This window comes from Xanthomonas sp. NCPPB 1826 (genome assembly GCF_056725285.1).
This window is the reverse complement of the sequence record NZ_CM161521.1, coordinates 3,570,639-3,588,282: the sequence shown is the minus strand read 5'-3', so window position 1 is coordinate 3,588,282 and position 17,644 is coordinate 3,570,639. Positions and strand designations below refer to the sequence as shown.

Here is a 17,644-nt window from a genome sequence, read left to right as displayed (position 1 = left end):
AATGGTCCTCTTTCCCTTGGACCGGTGCGCATGACCCAGAAGACCATCCTCAACGACACCCATCGTGCGCTCGGCGCCAAGATGGTCGACTTCGGCGGTTGGGACATGCCGATCCATTACGGCTCGCAGCTGGACGAGCACCACCAGGTGCGTCGCGACGCCGGCATGTTTGATGTCAGCCACATGACCGTGGTCGACCTGCACGGTCCGCGCGTGCGCGAGTTCCTGCGCTACCTGCTGGCCAACTCGGTGGACAAGCTCAAGGTCTCCGGCAAGGCGCTGTACACCTGCATGCTCAATCCGCAGGGCGGGGTGATCGACGATCTGATCGTCTACTTCCTGCGCGAGGACTTCTTCCGCCTGGTGGTCAACGCCGCCACCCGCGAAAAGGACCTGCAGTGGATCGGCGAACAGGCCGCAGCCTTCCAGGTGCGCGTGGAAGAGCGCAGCGACTTTGCGATGATCGCCGTGCAAGGCCCCAACGCGCGCGCCAAGGTGATCGAACTGGTGGATCCGGCCGATACCGTAGCGGCGAGCAAGCTCGGCCGTTTCGCTGCGCTGCAGACGCGTTCGCGCGATGGCGTGGAGCTGTTCCTTGCGCGCACCGGCTACACCGGCGAAGACGGTTTCGAAATTGTGTTGCCGCAGGAGGCAGCGGTGGCGTTCTGGAACGCGCTGCTCGCGCAGGGCGTCAAGCCGGCCGGCCTGGGCGCACGCGACACCTTGCGTCTGGAGGCCGGCATGAATCTCTACGGCCAGGACATGGACGACACGGTCAGTCCGTACGAGGCCGCGCTGGCCTGGACGATCGCCCTGGACGACGGCCGCGACTTCATCGGTCGCGCCGTGCTCGAGTCGCAAAAGGCGCAGGGCGCACCGCGTCAGCTGATCGGTGTGGTGATGGACGAGAAGGGCGTGCTGCGGCATGGCCAGACCGTGCTCAGCGCCAGCGGCGAAGGCGAGATCCTGTCCGGCACCTTCTCGCCCACGCTCGGCAAGGCGATCGCGTTTGCGCGCGTGCCGGCCGGCAGCATCGACGCGCTGCGCGTGGACATCCGTGGCAAGCAGGTGCCGTTGCGCGCGGTGAAGTTTCCGTTCGTGCGCGACGGCCAGGCGCAGCCCGGCGTCCTCGGCGAATGAGTCAGACCTCTGCCGGGCGTGCAAACGTCTGGCAGCGTGCAACATCCATCGCCACCCACCGGCCGACACGCGCGTGCACCTGTCTTGTCGTGCGGTCTAAACTAGCCACCTGTCCCCAACCCATCAGTTTCCCCGGAGCACACCCATGAGCGAGATCCCTGGCGACCTCAAGTTCCTCAAATCCCACGAGTGGGCCCGCGTCGAAAGCAGCGGCCGCGTGACCGTCGGCATCTCCGACCACGCGCAGGGCTTGCTGGGCGACTTGGTCTACGTCGAACTGCCCGGCGTCGGCGACACCGTGCAGGTTGGCAACGGCGCGGCGGTGGTGGAGTCGGTCAAGGCCGCCTCTGACGTCTACAGCCCGGTCAGCGGCACCGTCGTCGAGGTCAACAGCGCACTCAGCGACAAGCCGGAGACCATCAACGAAGACGCCTACGGCGAAGGCTGGATCTTCGTGGTCGAACTCGACGACAAGGAAGAGCTCAACGACCTGCTGTCGCCGGACGACTACGCCGAGCTGCTGGAAGACGAAGCGCACTGACCGCGCCTCGCCCGTCGCACACCCGGATGGCCGCTCTTTGGAGCGGCCATTTTTTTGTCTGCGTGGCGATGGCCGCGCGCCGATCCCGCCTGCCGATGGCGTGCGTGCTGTCGATCTGCGCGCGCCCGACCGGTGCCGGCTGTCGCTCGCAGTCGAAGCCTTTGCCGATGTTCGACGACCGTGCACTCGCCAGCGGCATGCGCGCGCGACATCGTCGAACGCGACGCGACTGTCGCGGTGTCGGATTTCTGGCGTGAGCCGGTCGTGAGGAGATGGCGTGCAGCCGGTGAAAAATGTTTGCAGCGTCGCCTGCATCCAACCTCGCACACGGTGCGCAACGCATGCCGTTGGCAGCGCATGCGGATGCACGCATGGGTCGAAAACTGCGCAATAAGTTTGCGCATTTTTGCTTGTGCGAGGCCTCAGGCAAGCTTGGTCGATAAAAAATTTTCAGCTGGCGGACAGGCGGCGCGCACTGCGGCAAGCAGGCGTGCGCTGCTACGTCGCTGCAGTGGGCAACAGCGTGCATGTCTGCATCGCTAAAAAAAAACAGCACAAAAGAAGTGCTTTTTTGAAAACGTCGTTGCGCCGCTGCATGCCAAGGGCAGCGACGCGCGCCATCGCACGGCGTCTTTGGACCCGCTCGACGGGACGCATCGCGACGAGGCGTTGAAAAAAAAATGCAAAAGAGTGTTGACAGTAAAAAAAAGCGTGATTAGGTTTCGCCCAGCAGACGTTGCTGCGAAAGAGAGTGAGCAGAATCGACATCAAGCCGACACGCTTGTTCCCGATGTCCACCGAAGCGCTATCCACGGTGGAGTTGGGTCCGCTTCTCTCCGAAAAAGCAGCAGTCGCTCCGATCACGCACCCGCGTCGCTGTTCGATGCGGGTGTTTCTGTATCCGTCCCGTCGCGCATTACCTGCGGACGGTTCCCGACGACGGCGTGCCGTTGCGGGGTTTGCTTCAACTGGGCGTTTCACCTCCATAGTTCACTGACGAGGAGCCAATTACATGGCCACTGCAAAAGCTGCGAAAAAGAAACCCACTGCCAAGAAGGCAGTGAAGAAGACTGCCGCCAAGAAGGCAGTCAAGAAGGTCGCCAAAAAGGCAACCGCCAAGAAGGCAGTGAAGAAGACTGCTGCCAAGAAGGCCGTCAAGAAGACTGCAAAGAAGGCAACCGCCAAGAAGGCAGTGAAGAAGACTGCAAAGAAGGCAACCAAGAAGACTGCCGCCAAGAAGGCAGTGAAGAAGACTGCGAAGAAGGCGACCAAGAAGACTGCCGCCAAGAAGGCTGTCAAGAAGACCGCCAAGAAGGCAGTAAAGAAGACCGCGAAGAAGGCAGTTGCCAAGAAGGCGACCAAGAAGTCCGCGACCAAGAAGACTGCCGCCAAGAAGCCTGCTGTGAAGAAGGTCGCCAAGAAGAAGCCGGCCGTTCGCAAGAAGAAGGCCGCTCCGGTCGCGCTGCCCGCAACCCCGGCGCCGCTGATCTGATCCGCACCACCCGATCGCCGTAAACATCGAGCTCTCTCCCCGACGCCCAGCGGGGAGGGAGCTTTTTTATTGGTGGGCCCAGGACGTCCGTGATCAAGGAAGTCCCGGTCGCACGCAGGCAGCCGAGGCTATCGCCGCCGGATGCGTTGCGCTGTGCGTGACGGGATGTCAGGCCGGGACGTTGTGGCTATCGCCGCACTATCGTCGCTTGCCACCCGCCACTCGTTTTCGCCGGTCCAACCCTGTTGGTGGGCTGGGCCGCTCCTCCGCCCGCCCAAACTGGCCATCCTTTGTCCCGATCGGTAGTGCCGCCATCGATTGGCGTAGCGGTGCAATGTGTTGGTCGTGCCAGGGAGGGAATGCATTGGGCCGCATCATGGGGCGGGCCACCCGTCCGCTGTTCGGTCAGGTCTTACGCACGCACTCTGCAAGCTGACTCAGACCTGCGCCTGCCATGATCGTCATCGCATGACCATGGAGCGATGCCCGGCTCCCGGCCACCGATGTCGGCACGCCCGATTCGATCCTGCATGCCAGAAACGACACAGGCGGCCGAAGCCGCCTGTGTGCGAGGTCGCAGCAACGCCAACTCAGCGCGGCGATGCCACCGACTTGCCCGACGAGGCACCCTTGCCGGCAGGATCGGGACGCTCGGCCAGCATGTTCTCGCTGCCGAAGTCGCCATCCACATCGATATCCAGCCAACGCTTGGCGGGCAGACCCAGCGCACGATCCAGAATGGTCGGCAGCATGCCGGAAGGCAGGCCGCTTTCGCCGTTCCACATGATCGCGATGCCGAGGTCGCGCTCGGGCAGCAGCGCGACCAGGCCGCGATAACCCTGCACCGCGCCGGCATGGAAGACGACCTGATGGCCGGCGTAATCGAACACGCGCCAGCCCAGCGCGTAGCTGGCAGCGTCCACACGCTCGTGGCGCCAGCCCGAGCGCATCTCCCCAGGCGTGGAGATCAGCGGCGCGTGCAGCGTCGCCAGCAGCGGCGCAGGCAGCACGTCGGTGCGGTGGCCGGTGTGCGCGAGCAGCCACTGCGCCATGTCGCTGGCGCTGGCATTGACACCGGCAGCGGGAGCCAGACGGTAGTAGGTCGGCTTGGGCGTCAGCGACACCCAGCCATTGCGGCTGCGCACGTGCGGGCGCGCCCAGCGCGGGCTGGCCTGGATACCGGCCAGACCCATGCTCGCATCGTTCATGCCCAGCGGCTTGAAGATGCGGCGCTCCACCGACTGCTCGTAGAAGCTGCCCGACGCAGCAAACACCACATCGCCGACCAGGCTGAAGGCGACGTTCTGGTACGCATAGCAATCGCCGGGCGCGCAGCGCAACGGCGCGGCGGCAAGCTTGTGACTGAGCGAGTAATAGTCGACGTTGGATTCGATATCGTTGTCGTAGGCATTGCGGGTCAGCCCGACGCGGTGGCTGAGCACCTCGGCGACGGTGAGCTGCCGGGTGGCGACGTTATTGCTGAGCTGGAAGCCGGGCACGTAGTCCACCACCTTGCTGTCCCAACGCAGCACGCCGTCGTTGACCAGCAACCCGGTCATGGTGCCGGCGAAGGCCTTGGACAGCGATGCCAGACGGAACACGGTATGCGCGTCGACCGGCTGCGGGTGATTGACGTCGGTGACGCCATAGCCGCGCGCGCTCAGCACCTTGCCGCCCTGCACGATCGCCATCGCCATGCCGGGCAGGCGATTGCCGTAGGTCAGCTGGTTGGCCATCGATTCGAACGCAGCCACATCGAACCCGGCGGCCGGGGCCAGCACCTGGCTGGCCGGGAGCGACGCACGGTATTGCAGCGGAGCGGTGGGCGACTGCACGACGGTAGCCGGCTGCAGCGCAGAAGCAGCCGGCGCAGGTGTCTGCGCGGTGGAAGAGAGGGCCAGAGGCAATAACGCCCCGAGCAGCCCGATGGCCAACGGTCGGAACCGTCGGCGCCTGCGCATTTGAGTCATGGTTGTCCCGCCTGTTCCACTGCCTCCGGCGATTCTAGCGCCGCGCTTCGCAATAGCACAAACTGCCGGAAGATGAATGGGCATCATATTGATCCTATTGATGATTTTAGGTTCATAAATCGACCTGCGCGGGGCCTTTCCAGCGCCACCCGGAGTCTGTGCAGAGACAGCTGCAAGCAGCGTGCCGTAGCCGCACGCCATCGATATAGTGCGTGCCGCCCGCTGCTGCTGGTGGTGCAGCGCGGCATCGGCTAACTTGCGCGCTTGTTTCGCGGGTGTTGCCGCTGCCATGTCCCTGCTGTCGCGCCCGTTGATGCGAGCGAGCCTTACCTGATGACCAGCCCCTCTCCGCCGCGCTCTGCGGCTGGCCGTCTGAGCGTGGCATTGCGCAGCTCGCCGCCGCTGGCGTGGTCGTTCCTGTATTTCTTCTGCTTGCTCAGCGGCTACTACGTGCTGCGCCCGGTGCGCGAGGCGATGAGTGCGTCGGCGGATGTGGAAGCGATCTTCCCCACCGGCATGACCGCCTTCTTCGCCGCGCATGGCGTGCCGCTCAAGGACTTCACCCTGCAGGTGCTGTTTACCTGCACCTTCCTGATCATGGTGTTGCTGCAGCCGGTCTACGGCGCGCTGGTCAGCCGCTACCCGCGCCGGGTGTTCCTGCCGGCGGTATATGGCTTCTTCATCGCGACCCTGTTGCTGTTCTACGTGTTGTTCGACAGCGGCGTGCCCGGGCGCGGCATGGCGTTCTTCCTGTGGGTGACCGTCTTCAACCTGTTTGCGGTGGCGGTGTTCTGGAGCTTCATGGCCGACGTCTTCAGCAATGCCGAAGCGCGCAATTACTACGGTTACATCGGTGCGGCCGGCACGCTGGGCGCGTTTCTCGGTCCGATCCTCACCCGCACACTGGTCGAGCGCATCGGTATCGCACATCTGATGCTGGTGTCGGCCGGGTTCCTGACGGTGTGCGTGGTCTGCGTGCTGCGTCTGCGCCTGTGGGCGGTGGCGCGCGAGCAGGAGCGACAGCTGGGCTCCGGCGAGGTGCCGATGGGCGGCGATGTGCTGGGCGGGCTCAAGCTGATCGTGCGCGAGCCGTTGCTGCGCTGGCTGGCCTTCATGGTGCTGTTCGGCGTGGGCGTCGGCACCTTGCTCTACAACGAGCAGGCAGCGCTGGTACGTCGTCTCTACACGGACGCAGCGGCGGCTACCGCCTATTACGCCAGCATCGACCTGGCGATCAACGCGCTGACCCTGGTGTTGCAGCTGCTGGTGACGCGCGCGCTGCTGTCGCGTTTCGGTATCGCACCGGCGCTGTTGATTCCGGGCGTGGCGATCACGCTGGGCTATGCGGTGCTGACGGCCTCGCCGCTGCCGATGATGCTTGCGATCGTGCAGGTGATCACCCGCTCCAGCGAGTTCGCACTGGCCAAGCCGGCGCGCGAGACCTTGTACACGCGGGTGGATCGGGAATGGCGTTACAAGGCCGGCGCGGCGATCGACACGGTGATCTACCGCGGTGGCGATCTCACCTTCGTCTGGGTGCACAAGCTGGTGTCGGCATTCGGCTCCAGCGCAGTGTTCGGCGTCGGTCTGCTGGTGGCATCGGGCATGACCCTTGGCGCGTTCGGCCTGCTCCGCGAGGCGCGCAAATTGCCCCCAGAGCGCGATGCGGAGACGGGCAATCAGGTCTCCGACTAGGAGCGGTCAACAAGTGGCCTGGTTGCAGGGCTCTTGCTCGCCCATCCTCGCGGGACACGCCGCAGGTAGGTCCCAGTAGGCTCTTATGCGGCACCAATGCCGCATAAGGTCCCGCGACGAGGGGCGGGCAAGGACCTGTCGAGATATCGGTGTGCACGGTGTTCAACAAAACAGCCGCAGCCGGTGCGGCGTCCTCGCCGCGCCCTCGACGCTGTGTGTTTGCTGCAGGGCCCTTGCCCGCCCACCATCGCGGGACACGCCGCAAGTACGTCCTTGTAGGCTCTTACGCGGCATCCATGCCGCGTAAGGTCCCGCGACGGTGGGCGGGCAAGGACCGGTCGAGCTAGTCGGTGTGCATGGTATTCAACAAAACGGCCGCAGCCGGTGCGGTGTCCTCGCCGCGCCTTCTACGCTGTGAGCTTGCTGTAGGGCCCTTGTCCGCCCACCGTCGCGGGACACGCCGCAAGTACGTCCGTGCAGGCTCTTACGCGGCATCCATGCCGCGTAAGGTCCCGCGACAGTGAGCGGGCAAGGACCGGTCGAGATGGTCGATGTGCACAGGCAAGTAGGGCATGAACGGCGTGTCCCGCAACCGGAGAAGGCACTGCGTGCTCGACTGACTGAGCTTTTGACCTTGGCGTTGGGCTGCACCTAAGCGATGCCGCTGTTTGAACTAGCCGCGTTTGCCTTTGGACGAGCGTGGCGAGCAGATAGACTCAGGTGTAGAGCGCTTGATCTGCAACTTGGCTGCAGCACCTGTGCCCGCGCAATAACCATCGCAGGACACGCCGCCGATGTTCGCAATCGCGACGCTCCGATCGTGCATGCAGGTCCTGCACATCTCCCATGCCTCGCCGGCGCGTCGGGTTCCATCGTCTGCTCTGAACAGCAGGGCAGCAATCACCGCTATGCTGGCCGCCACATCCACCACGCCGATCTGCCATGTCCCTGTTCGCCATCGTTGCCGGCCTGTGCGTCGCTCTGTTGCACGTCTACATCCTGGTCTTGGAGATGGTGCTGTGGACGCGGCCGCTGGGCCTGAAGACCTTCCGCAATACCCTCGAGAATGCGCAGGCCACGCGCGTGCTGGCGGCCAATCAGGGCCTTTACAACGGTTTCCTGGCGGCAGGCCTGTTTTGGGGCGCGTTGCAGGCCCGCACAGATGTGCTGAGCTTTTTTCTGGGCTGTGTTGTAGTGGCAGGTTGCTACGGCGCCTACAGCGTCAACCGCCGCATATTTTTCGTGCAGGCCTTGCCCGCGCTGATTGCCCTGGCGTTGCTGTGGTTGCCACGCTGAGGCGGTTTGCTCGCTTTCTGTAGGAGCGGGCCTGCCCGCGATGAGGCGTTACCGGTGGAGCTTCATCGCGGGCAAGCCCGCTCCTATCAGGCGGCTCGCTGGAATTGCAGTTGTTGCGAACTGGTCGAAGGTGACGGCGGCAGGCAATGCAACTGCGAGATGGTCGGTCTCCACAATAGCCAATCTCCACAAACGACAACGGCGGGCCGAAGCCCGCCGTTGTCTGCTGTCACCTCGGCCTGAGACTTACGCCGCTTCGCGCGGTTGCTGGGCCTGCGGCCTGTCGTAGTAGCTGGCCGCGCGCAGCTCGTGCGGGTCGAAGTCGTCGACGGCGATGGTGTCCATCATGATCTCGCGCAACTCTTCCAGCTGCCTGCGCTCGTCGCCTGTGATCACGCCTTCGGCTACGGCTTCGTCCAGCTGGGCGGTGAAATCCAGCGCTTCGATGCCCTTGGTCTTGAGCGCCTTGAGGAACTTGCGCTCCACCGGCTCGGCCAGCACGGCCTTGGCCAGGTAGCTGGCGATACGTCCGCCGGGATTGTTGGCGCACGGGGTCAGGAACACGCCCTGGCCCAGACGGTCGCGCGCTTCGTTCGGCGTCATCAGGATCGATGCCACGCGGTGTCCCAGGCGGTCACCCGGTGCTTCGGCACGACGGCCCAGCGGGAAGATCAGCACCCACATCAACCAGCCCACCGGACGGATCGGGAAGTTGCGCAGCGCCGCGGACAGTGCGGTTTCGATCTTGTGCACGCTGTCATGGAACGCCCAGGCCAACAGTGGCTGATCGGTCGCCGGCGCGCCTTCGTCGTGATAGCGCTTGAGCATCGCGCTGGTCAGGTAGATGTGGCTCAGCACATCGCCCAGACGGCCGGACAGCGATTCCTTGAACTTGAGCTTGCCGCCGAGCATCAGCATCGACACGTCGGCCATCAGCGCCAGGTTGGCGGAATAACGATCCAGCTTGCGGAAGAAGCGCCGCGTATACGCATCGCCCGGCGCTGCACCGATGCGCGCACCGGTCAGACCGAACCAGAACGAGCGCACTGCGTTGGAGATGCCGAAGCGGATATGCCCGAACAGGCTCTGGTCGAACTCTTCCAGACCACGACGCGTATCCGGATCCTGCGCCGCCTGCATTTCCTTCATCACCCACGGATGGCACAGGATTGCGCCCTGCCCGAAGATCAGCAGGCTGCGGGTCATGATGTTGGCGCCTTCCACGGTCACGCCGATCGGCGCAGCCTGCCAGGCACGGCCGGCAAAGTTGCGCGGCCCCAGGATGATGCCCTTGCCGCCGATCACATCCATCATGTCGCTGACCACTTCGCGGCCCATGGTGGTGCAGTGGTACTTGGCGATCGCCGACGGCACCGACGGCACATCGCCACGGTCCACCGCCGCAGCGGTGGCCTGCGACAACGCACTGATCGCATACGCCTTGCCGCCGATCCGCGCGAGCGCTTCTTCCACGCCCTCGAAGCGGCCGATCGACAGGCCGAACTGCTTGCGAATACGCGCATATGCGCCGGTGACCACGGCGGCGTACTTGCCGCCGCCGCTGGCCGTGGAGGGCAGGGTGATCGAGCGGCCCACCGCCAGGCACTCGTTGAGCATGTTCCAGCCCTTGCCGACCATCTCCACGCCACCGATCAGCTGGCTCAGCGGGATGAACACTTCCTCGCCATGAATCGGGCCATTCTGGAATGGCGAATTGAGCGGGAAATGGCGACGGCCGATTTCCACGCCCGGGGTCTCGCGCGGCAACAGCGCCAGGGTGATGCCGATGTCCTTCTTGTCGCCGATCAGCCCATCCGGATCGTAGGCGCGGAACGCCAGGCCGATCAGCGAGGCCACCGGTGCCAAGGTGATGTAGCGCTTGTCGAAGGTGAGCTTGACGCCGAGCACGTTGGCGCCATTCCACTCGCCCTTGCAGACGATGCCGTAGTCGGGGATCGAGGTGGCATCGGAGCCAGCAAACGGGCCGGTCAGACCGAAACATGGCACCTCGGCGCCGACCGCCAAGCGCGGCAGGTAATAGTCTTTCTGTTCCGGCGTACCGTAATGCAGCAGCAGCTCGCCCGGCCCGAGCGAGTTGGGCACGCCGACGGTGGAGCTGACCACGCTGGAGATCGAGGACAGCTTCTGGATCACCTTGTGATGCGCCAGCGCGCTGAAGCCCAGGCCGCCGTACTGCTTGGGAATGATCATGCCGAAGAACTTGTTCTTCTTGATGTATTCCCACAGCTCCGGCGGCAGGTCGGCGTGGACATGGGTGATCTCCCAGTCGTTGACCATCCTGCACAGCTCTTCGACCGGGCCGTCCAGGAAGGCCTGTTCTTCGGCACTCAGTTGCGGCTTGGGATAGTTGAGCAGCTTCTGCCAATCCGGGTCGCCGGTGAACAGTTCGCCTTCAAAGCCCACCGAGCCGGTTTCCAGCGCGATGCGTTCGGTCTGCGACAGCGGCGGCAGCACCTTGCGGAAAAAGCCCATCAGCGGCGTGGTCAGCAACGGCTTGCGCAGGAACGGCAACAGCACCGGCGCGGAAACCAGCACCACCAGCACGGCAGCGACGATGGTTGCGGTGAGATTGGCACCCAGCAACCAGCAGGCCACCAGCACACAGGCGCTCAGCGCGACCCAGGTGGCAAGGCGCATGCGGTGATAGGCAGCGATGCCCGCCGCCAGGATGACGAGGAGGAACGGTGCAACGATGCTCATGGTCTTGCTCCAGTGACATGCTCGGTAATGTTGGACGCTGCGATGGTGCCAACCGGGGGCAGTGCGTCCAGATAATGCAACACGGTTGCGGTAAACGTGGTGTTGTCGTCGCCGGCCAGCATGTGCGTGGCATCGGGCAGATGCACATGCTGCGCATGCGGGGCGATCGACAGGAATTCGTTGATATTGTCCGGCGTGACCAGATCGCTACGCCCGCCGCTGATCAGCAACATCGGGCAACGTACCCGCGCGGCGGCGTCCAGCAAGGTCTGCTGCTGTGCGTGCGGATCCTGTCCTGCCAGTTCATCGACCAGCCGCGGATCCCAGTGCCAGTGCCAGCGCCCGTCTGCGCGCTGCCTCAGCAAGGCCTGCAACTGCTCGGCCGTCTTGCGCGGGCGCTGCGGCAAATAGGCGGCAATCGCATCGGCGGCGGCATCCAGCGATGCGAAGCCATCCGGATGCGCGGTCATGAAACGCAGAATGCGCTCCACACCCGCGGTATCCCAGCGCGGCGTGATGTCGACCAGCACGATCGCGCGAAACAGGCCTGGCCAGCGCGCCTCGGCAAGCAGGCCGAACAAGCCGCCCATCGATGCGGCAACCAGCACCGGCGGCTCGGCCTGCTCGCCTGCCAGCACGATCAGGTCATCGGTGAACTGCGTGGCCGAGTAGGGCAGGTATGCGTCGTTGAAACCGGAATCGCCATGACCGCGGGCATCGTAGGCCAGCGTCCGGTAGCCGGCGTCGGCCAGTCGTGCCGCAGTGCTTTCCCATGCATGTCGGGTTTGTCCAAACCCGTGCGCCAGCAGCACCGTCGGCGCGTGGTCCGTGCCCCGCACCGACACCGCAAGCGATGTCTCGCCAGCGTCGATGCGCGTGGTGGACGCACGATGGGCGAGGCTAGGAGAAGAGGTGACCATACCTCATAGTATGGACCTGCCTGGGTCGCTGTCAATACTCCTTGGTATGGACGGTTAAGCCATTGAATCGTGGCAGTTGTGTGTCCTTTTTGTGATGCATACTGCAACTGACTCAAGCGTATGGTTAAATCGCGGCAATGAATGACATCACCGACCCAAGCCTCACCACGCCCCGCGCCACGTCCGGTCGCGGCAACCGCCTCAGCGCGGACGATTGGGCGCAGGCCGCACTGGACCTGATCGCAGAACAAGGGGTGGGCGCCGTTGCGGTGGAGCCACTGGCACGCCGTCTCGGCGTGACCAAGGGCAGCTTCTACTGGCATTTCCCCTCGCGCGATGCCTTGCTGCAGGCAGCCCTGGAACGCTGGGAAATCTTTGAACAGAAGGAAGTATTCGGCAGCCTGGAAGACGTCCCGGACCCCAGCGCACGCCTGCGCGCGCTGTTCCAACTGGTCGCCCACGAAGTCAAACCGCACGTCATCTACAGCGAACTGCTCAAGGCACTCGACCACCCGGCCGTGCGCCCGGTCATCGACCGCGTCTCGCAGCGCCGTCTCGACTACCTGATCGCCTCGTTCCGTCAGGCCGGCCTGAGCCGCACCGACGCCCAACACCGCGCCCGCCTGGCCTACGCCGCCTACGTTGGCTTCCTGCAGCTCTCGCTGCAACTGCAGCAACCCAAGCAAGCCCGCGAAGACTTCGAAGCTTACGTCGAGCATGTGATTCAGACGTTGATTCCGGGATAGGCTTCAGTCGTCCGGCATAAGCTGATGTTCGATCGTTGAGCAAAAAAAACCGCGACTCTTCCGAGTCGCGGTTTTTAATTTTACGTATTACTTAAGCGGACGAATATCAGAACTTCTGGGTGTAACGCATGTAGTAGAAGCGACCCGGGATTTCGTACTGCGGGTCAAAGCTATTGGCAAACGCCGTGGCAGCCTGCGGCGGATCGCGGTCAAAGGCATTATTCACGCCGACGGTCACCCGGGCGTTCCACGGGGCCTTCCAGTACGCGGCCAGATCGGTGTAGGTCACGCTGGGAACATGATTGCGCGGCGCCGCACCTGCAGCGGTCACACGATCCGGATCCGAGCACAGCAGTGCCACGTTTGCAGGAGTCGCCACGTTGGCGCCGGTGCAGTTTTCGACCTGCGAGCTGTAGTAGCGCATGGATGCCGAGCCGCCGACATCGCCCAATTCCCAATTGAGCATCAGGTTGGAGCGGATGCGCCAGTTGTTGTCCTGTGCCGAGCCGCCACGATACAAACCAACGCGGTTTTCGGGATCCTGCAGCGGCTTCTCGACCACGAACTTGCTCATATAGGTCGAGTCCCACACCAGGCTGAAGCTGCCCCACGCGGTGTCCGGCAGGCGATAGCCCACGGTCAGGTCGTAACCTTCAGCCTCGATTCTTGCGATGTTGTTCGGCACTGCCAGCAGATTCGACACTTCGCCAGTAGGTTCGCGCTGAATCAGCGAGCAAGCATTGGCGATGCCTGCCAAATAGCAGCTGTCCAGGGTTTCCTGCACGGTCTGCGTGTCGATCGCATCTTCGATCTCGATGTTCCACCAGTCCAGCGAGATATCCAGACCAGTGACCCAGCTCGGGCTGAGCACAAAGCCCAAGGTCTTGGACGTCGACGTTTCCGGCTGCAGGTTGGGGTTGCCGCCAGTAGCGGTACGCACCTGCGGGTTGGCCTGAGCGTAGGCTGGCACTGCGCCGCACGAACCCGGACGCGTTCCGTTGACGGAGCCATCGCTGAAGGAGCCTGCGCAAGGATCACGCACGTCTTCGAAGGTATCGCTTACGCCCTGGAACAGCTCGTTGATCGATGGTGCGCGGAAGCCTTGCGACCAGTTACCACGGATCATCAAGTCAGTGATCGGCTTCCAGCGGAAACCAAACTTGCTGTTGGTGGTGTCGCCGAAGTTGCTGTAGTCCGAATAACGCGTGGCCAGACTGAAGTCCAGCAACTGTGCGCCCGGCAGGTCAGCCAGCAGCGGCACGGCGAGTTCGAGGTAGGCTTCGTCCAGCTTGTAGCCGCCATTGGTCGCGGTACGTGCGTTGCCAGTGGTGTCACCGGAGTTGATCAGCGCGTCCGGATCGTCAAAGCCCGACTCTTCACGGTGTTCAGCACCAAAGGAGAATGCAAATGCACCTCCCTGCAGGTCGAACAGCTCGCCGCCGATGTTGCCGAAATAGGTCTTCTGCTCGTACCCATAGAGGTCATGTGCATTGAAGCCAGCGTAACCCAGCATTTCCGGGGTCAACGAGCCCGGGCCGCTCAACATGTTCATCGGCACGCAGCCGTCGATCGTGCTGGCAGCGGTACCGCAGCGTGCTACACCGCCAGCGTCGACAAACGACGGGCCAAGCGCGTTACGCAGTGCAGAAATATTGAACAGGCCGGTGGTGCGATCGGTCTGGTCATTCTTGCCGTAGAACATCCCGGCTTCCCAGCTGAAGAAACGTTGGCCAACTTCGAAATCGCCCTCGAATGCGCCGCTAAACCCGAACGTCTTGACGTTCTGGGTGAAGATGCGACCGCCGGTCTCTTCGGCGCGGTACTGGATGTAGTCGATATCGCGGCCGGTGTTGTTGTAAATGTTGTTTGCCGAAATAACGATATCTGCGCCGTTGGTGCCGGGCGCGGAGCGACCAAGAACGACCGGCATCGGTGCCAGGATTTGGCTCGACTCGCGCTCGTTGTAGGTCACCGTGGTCTTGAAGCGCACATTGTCCGTGATCGACAGGCCAGCGTCGGCGAATACCGACTTGCGCTCCTGCGGGGTCACCAGATAGTTAGCCGGCGCAAAGTTGTAGCTGTCGGCTGCAGTGTAGTTGCGCGAGGTCGTACCACCGTTATTGGTGATGGAGAACCCAGGCGTTCCGTTGAAGCGCGTTGCGCCAAAGGTGGGTGTGCCAGTGGCGCTGGTGCCGGTCGGCCCGAAGATGCCGAAGCGACCGCCAGGAATCGTGGTGCTGTTGCCGGTGCCGGCAACGGCGCCGAACACCGGGACCGACGAGATTTCGCGATCACCTGCCCAGACTGGCTCTTCTTTGACGTAGCCAACGCCCAACGTGGCGTGCCAACGATCGCCAGTGGAGCCGATGGTGAAGTCGTAGGACTCACGGCTGCCGTCGCCCTTGTCGTACTGACCGAAGTACGCGTTCGCTTCGGCGCCATCGAAGTTCTGACGCAAAATGATGTTGACCACGCCAGAGATGGCGTCGGAGCCGTAAATCGTGGAGGCGCCGTCCTTCAGGACTTCGATGCGCTCGACGGCAGCAGTCGGAATCGTGTTGAGATCGACCGCGCCGCCCAGGCCGGTGCCGCCGACCCAGCGACGACCATTGACCAGCACCAGGGTGCGGTTGGAGCCGAGGTTGCGCAGGTTGACGCGGGTTTCGCCATTGCCGCCGTTGTTGACATTGCTGTTGAGCGCCGAACCGCCCGAGCTGATGTTCTGGATCACGTCGCCAATCGAGGTCAAACCCTGCGATTCGATCTGCTGGCGGCTCATGGTGAAGACTGGCTGCGACGTTTCAACGTCGGCGCGCTTGATGCGCGAACCGGTCACTTCGATCTTGTCGAGGTTGGTGGTGCCGGCTTCCTGCGCGACGGCGGTACCGGTACCGGCTACGCCCACGACAAGCGCGAGGACAACTGCATCGCGCAGCTTGTTGGACTTGCAATTCATTAGCTCTCTCTCCAAGTGATCTTGGGTACTGCCAAGGGTTGTTTGCCTGTCGGGGGGTCCGAAAGAAGCGGATCCAAAACGTCAGGGTGAACCGATGGTATATGCGTTATGCGAGAAATTAAAGTCCCGTTAACGAAAAAGAAGAAAGACGTGAAAGGCAGCCTCGGGCGCAGGCCCAGAACGAAAAACGCCACCAGTCGCAAACCGGTGGCGTCCTATCAAATTATTGTTGAATCAACGACTTAGAGGTCTTGCTCGTACCGGACGTAGGGAATCGTACCGTCGCTGTTGCTCTCGTTGCTTGGCGCAAACGGGTTCTTGCCGCGGGAGATGACGTTCTCTGCGCCGACTGTCAGCTGGCCACTCCAAGGGGTGCGCCAGGTCAGGCCCAGGCCCAGGCCTTCCCACTTTTCCGGCTGGCCGGGGACGTCGACAACGCGGCCGATGACGTTGGCGCTGAAGGCGCCATAGCCGCCGCCGACGCTCAAGGTCTTGCTGTCCCACTGGTCGGCGATCGCTGGCGAAACGTCGGCAAGCGGTACCAGGCGGGCGCGCGCATACGTGCCACCGATCGAGACGAAGCCTTCGCGGCCGATGTTCTTCTGCCCGAACACGGTCAGGTCGTTCTGTTCGACGCGGGTCAGCGGTGCCTTGCCGGCGCCGATCAACCAGGCCGGCAGGGTGTCGCGGCCGGTGCCGGCAGTGACGCCAGCGCGGGTGCCAGCGCGGTTGAAGCCCAGGGTCGCCGAGACGCGGCGCGACGCAGCGGCGCTGTCTTCTTCGTCATCGCCGATGCCTGCGAGCAGGCAGTGGCTGGCGAGTCCGTTGATGTTGGTGCCGCGGCTGCTGTTGCAGATCAGGCCCAGCGAATCGCCGGAAGTCAGGCCAAAGGCTGCGTCTAGCGAGTTGCGACCGAAGTGCCAGCGTGCGCCGGCCTTCTGCTCACCAGTGGGCTCCAGGTACAGAAAGGCTTCGACCTTGCCGCTGCCTTTGTTCCACACCGGCAGGATGGTGCTCTCACGCAACTGCTGGGACGCCGACTGCGCATGCACACCCGTGGCTGCCGCGAGGGCAACCAGCAAAGCGAGCGGAAGGCGAAGAAGGTGGCGCATACCAGAGTTCAGACCCAGGGCCAGTTGTTAAGTTCCCGAGAGCGGGCAATGAGAATGCTAGGGCGTTTATGATTATTTAACAAGTGGCTGCGTTCCCCAGAACGCGGCGTCAACGCTATCTATTGCAACCTTTCCGGCGCGTCCAGCGACGGCTGCGCCTCGCTGAAAAGTACGTCCAGCGCGGTCAACGGAAAGTGATACTCACGCCCGCAGAACTCGCAGCGGACCTCGACCTCGCCGGTTGCCTCGGCAGCGGCGCGTGCCTCTTCTTCGCCCAGGGACTGCAGCATCGAGGCGACCCGCTCGCGCGAGCAGGAGCAGCCGAAGCTGAGCGGCTTGCTGCCCAGCAATTGGGTGTCTTCCTCGTGGAACAACCGGTGCAGCAGGTCCTCGCTGGCGACCGAGAGCAATTCCGGTGCACCCAAGGTGTCGAACAACGCGCCGATGCGGGTCCAGCCATCGGTGTCGCCCTCGTCGCCGGGCAGCTTTTGCAGCAACAGGCCGGCGGCCTGGTCCGGGCCCGCTGCCAGCAGCAGGCGGGTCGGCAGCTGCTCGGACTGGTGGAAATAGGTCTCGAAGGCCTCGGCCAGATCCGGCGCCTGCATGCCGACCAGGCTCTGGTAGCGCTGCGGTTCGCGCGGGTCCAGGCCGGGGTTCTCGATGGTGATCGCCAGCAGCGCGGCCTCGCCCAGTTCACGCAGGTCGGTGGGCGCGTCGGCACCGTCGGCCAGTTGCACGATGCCGCGCAAGGTGCCGGCCGCAGTGCATTCGGCAAACAGGGTGCGCAGCGTCTGGTTGCCGCGCAGTTGCACCGACAGGCGCCCGTCGACCTTGGTGTGGCCGGTGAACAGGGCGGCGGCCACCGCCGCCTCGCCAAGCAACTGGCGCGCGGCGGGCGGGTAGTCGGCGGCTCCCTGGATGTCGTGCCAGGCCTGGGTCAGGCGGACATGGACGCCGCGCACGCCGGCAGCAGGCAGCAGGAAACGGGAAAGCTGATCGTGATCGGTCATGGGAACATCGGACGTAAGGGACGCCGGTTGCCGGATAATGCAACG

13 protein-coding genes are annotated in these 17,644 nt (G+C 63.7%); 6 read left to right on the top strand and 7 right to left on the bottom strand.

Annotated elements, in window-relative coordinates; translation table 11 throughout:
- Nucleotides 1-30: 30 nt before the first annotated feature.
- Complete coding sequence (gene gcvT, locus AC1PLA_RS15230; RefSeq protein WP_481104859.1) at nucleotides 31-1,140, top strand: glycine cleavage system aminomethyltransferase GcvT; 1,110 nt, start codon at nucleotides 31-33, stop codon at nucleotides 1,138-1,140.
- Between the two features lie 145 nt (nucleotides 1,141-1,285).
- Nucleotides 1,286-1,681: a glycine cleavage system protein GcvH gene (gene gcvH / locus AC1PLA_RS15225; RefSeq protein ID WP_016902771.1), complete on the top strand. Its 396-nt coding sequence runs from the start codon at nucleotides 1,286-1,288 to the stop codon at nucleotides 1,679-1,681.
- Nucleotides 1,682-2,179: 498 nt separating this feature from the next.
- On the opposite strand, the gene AC1PLA_RS15220 is transcribed toward gcvH, so the two are convergent.
- Nucleotides 2,180-2,479 carry a hypothetical protein gene (locus tag AC1PLA_RS15220; protein WP_481104858.1) on the bottom strand — a complete coding sequence of 100 codons (300 nt, stop codon included), beginning with the start codon at nucleotides 2,477-2,479 and terminating at the stop codon, nucleotides 2,180-2,182.
- Between the two features lie 214 nt (nucleotides 2,480-2,693).
- On the opposite strand from AC1PLA_RS15220, the gene AC1PLA_RS15215 reads away from it, so the two are divergent.
- A complete protein-coding gene (locus AC1PLA_RS15215; RefSeq protein ID WP_039519650.1) occupies nucleotides 2,694-3,173 on the top strand; it encodes a hypothetical protein in 480 nt (159 codons plus the stop codon).
- 590 nt (nucleotides 3,174-3,763) lie between these two features.
- Here AC1PLA_RS15215 and AC1PLA_RS15210 read toward each other — a convergent pair.
- The gene (locus tag AC1PLA_RS15210; RefSeq protein WP_481104857.1) at nucleotides 3,764-5,143 is read right to left on the bottom strand and encodes a serine hydrolase domain-containing protein; all 1,380 of its coding nucleotides are present in this window, start codon (nucleotides 5,141-5,143) and stop codon (nucleotides 3,764-3,766) included.
- A gap of 333 nt (nucleotides 5,144-5,476) precedes the next feature.
- On the opposite strand from AC1PLA_RS15210, the gene AC1PLA_RS15205 reads away from it, so the two are divergent.
- Together AC1PLA_RS15205 and AC1PLA_RS15200 are read left to right on the top strand one after the other, a co-directional pair.
- Nucleotides 5,477-6,838 carry an NTP/NDP exchange transporter gene (locus AC1PLA_RS15205; protein WP_481104856.1) on the top strand — a complete coding sequence of 454 codons (1,362 nt, stop codon included), beginning with the start codon at nucleotides 5,477-5,479 and terminating at the stop codon, nucleotides 6,836-6,838.
- A gap of 942 nt (nucleotides 6,839-7,780) precedes the next feature.
- Nucleotides 7,781-8,134 (top strand): DUF1304 domain-containing protein, encoded by a 354-nt coding sequence (locus tag AC1PLA_RS15200; RefSeq protein WP_481104855.1) that lies wholly within the window; start codon nucleotides 7,781-7,783, stop codon nucleotides 8,132-8,134.
- A gap of 246 nt (nucleotides 8,135-8,380) precedes the next feature.
- On the opposite strand, the gene AC1PLA_RS15195 is transcribed toward AC1PLA_RS15200, so the two are convergent.
- Nucleotides 8,381-10,855, bottom strand: coding sequence for an acyl-CoA dehydrogenase (locus AC1PLA_RS15195; protein ID WP_481104854.1), 2,475 nt, complete (start codon nucleotides 10,853-10,855; stop codon nucleotides 8,381-8,383).
- The gene (locus AC1PLA_RS15190) at nucleotides 10,852-11,775 is read right to left on the bottom strand and encodes an alpha/beta fold hydrolase (protein ID WP_481104853.1); all 924 of its coding nucleotides are present in this window, start codon (nucleotides 11,773-11,775) and stop codon (nucleotides 10,852-10,854) included. Before AC1PLA_RS15190 ends, AC1PLA_RS15195 begins: the two co-directional genes overlap by 4 nt.
- Before the next feature lie 137 nt (nucleotides 11,776-11,912).
- Here AC1PLA_RS15190 and AC1PLA_RS15185 point away from each other — a divergent pair, with 137 nt between their 5' ends.
- Nucleotides 11,913-12,521, top strand: coding sequence for a TetR/AcrR family transcriptional regulator (locus AC1PLA_RS15185; RefSeq protein ID WP_016902764.1), 609 nt, complete (start codon nucleotides 11,913-11,915; stop codon nucleotides 12,519-12,521).
- Nucleotides 12,522-12,627: 106 nt separating this feature from the next.
- Here the strand turns inward: AC1PLA_RS15185 and AC1PLA_RS15180 are convergent, their stop codons facing one another.
- The 3 genes from AC1PLA_RS15180 to hslO form a co-directional block, all read right to left on the bottom strand.
- Nucleotides 12,628-15,477 (bottom strand): TonB-dependent receptor domain-containing protein, encoded by a 2,850-nt coding sequence (locus AC1PLA_RS15180; RefSeq protein WP_481104852.1) that lies wholly within the window; start codon nucleotides 15,475-15,477, stop codon nucleotides 12,628-12,630.
- 242 nt (nucleotides 15,478-15,719) lie between these two features.
- Complete coding sequence (locus AC1PLA_RS15175; protein ID WP_039529771.1) at nucleotides 15,720-16,556, bottom strand: XOO1806 family protein; 837 nt, start codon at nucleotides 16,554-16,556, stop codon at nucleotides 15,720-15,722.
- A 152-nt stretch (nucleotides 16,557-16,708) separates the two neighbouring features.
- Nucleotides 16,709-17,599, bottom strand: a complete 891-nt coding sequence (gene hslO / locus AC1PLA_RS15170; RefSeq protein WP_039519659.1) for an Hsp33 family molecular chaperone HslO — start codon at nucleotides 17,597-17,599, stop codon at nucleotides 16,709-16,711.
- Nucleotides 17,600-17,644: the final 45 nt, after the last annotated feature.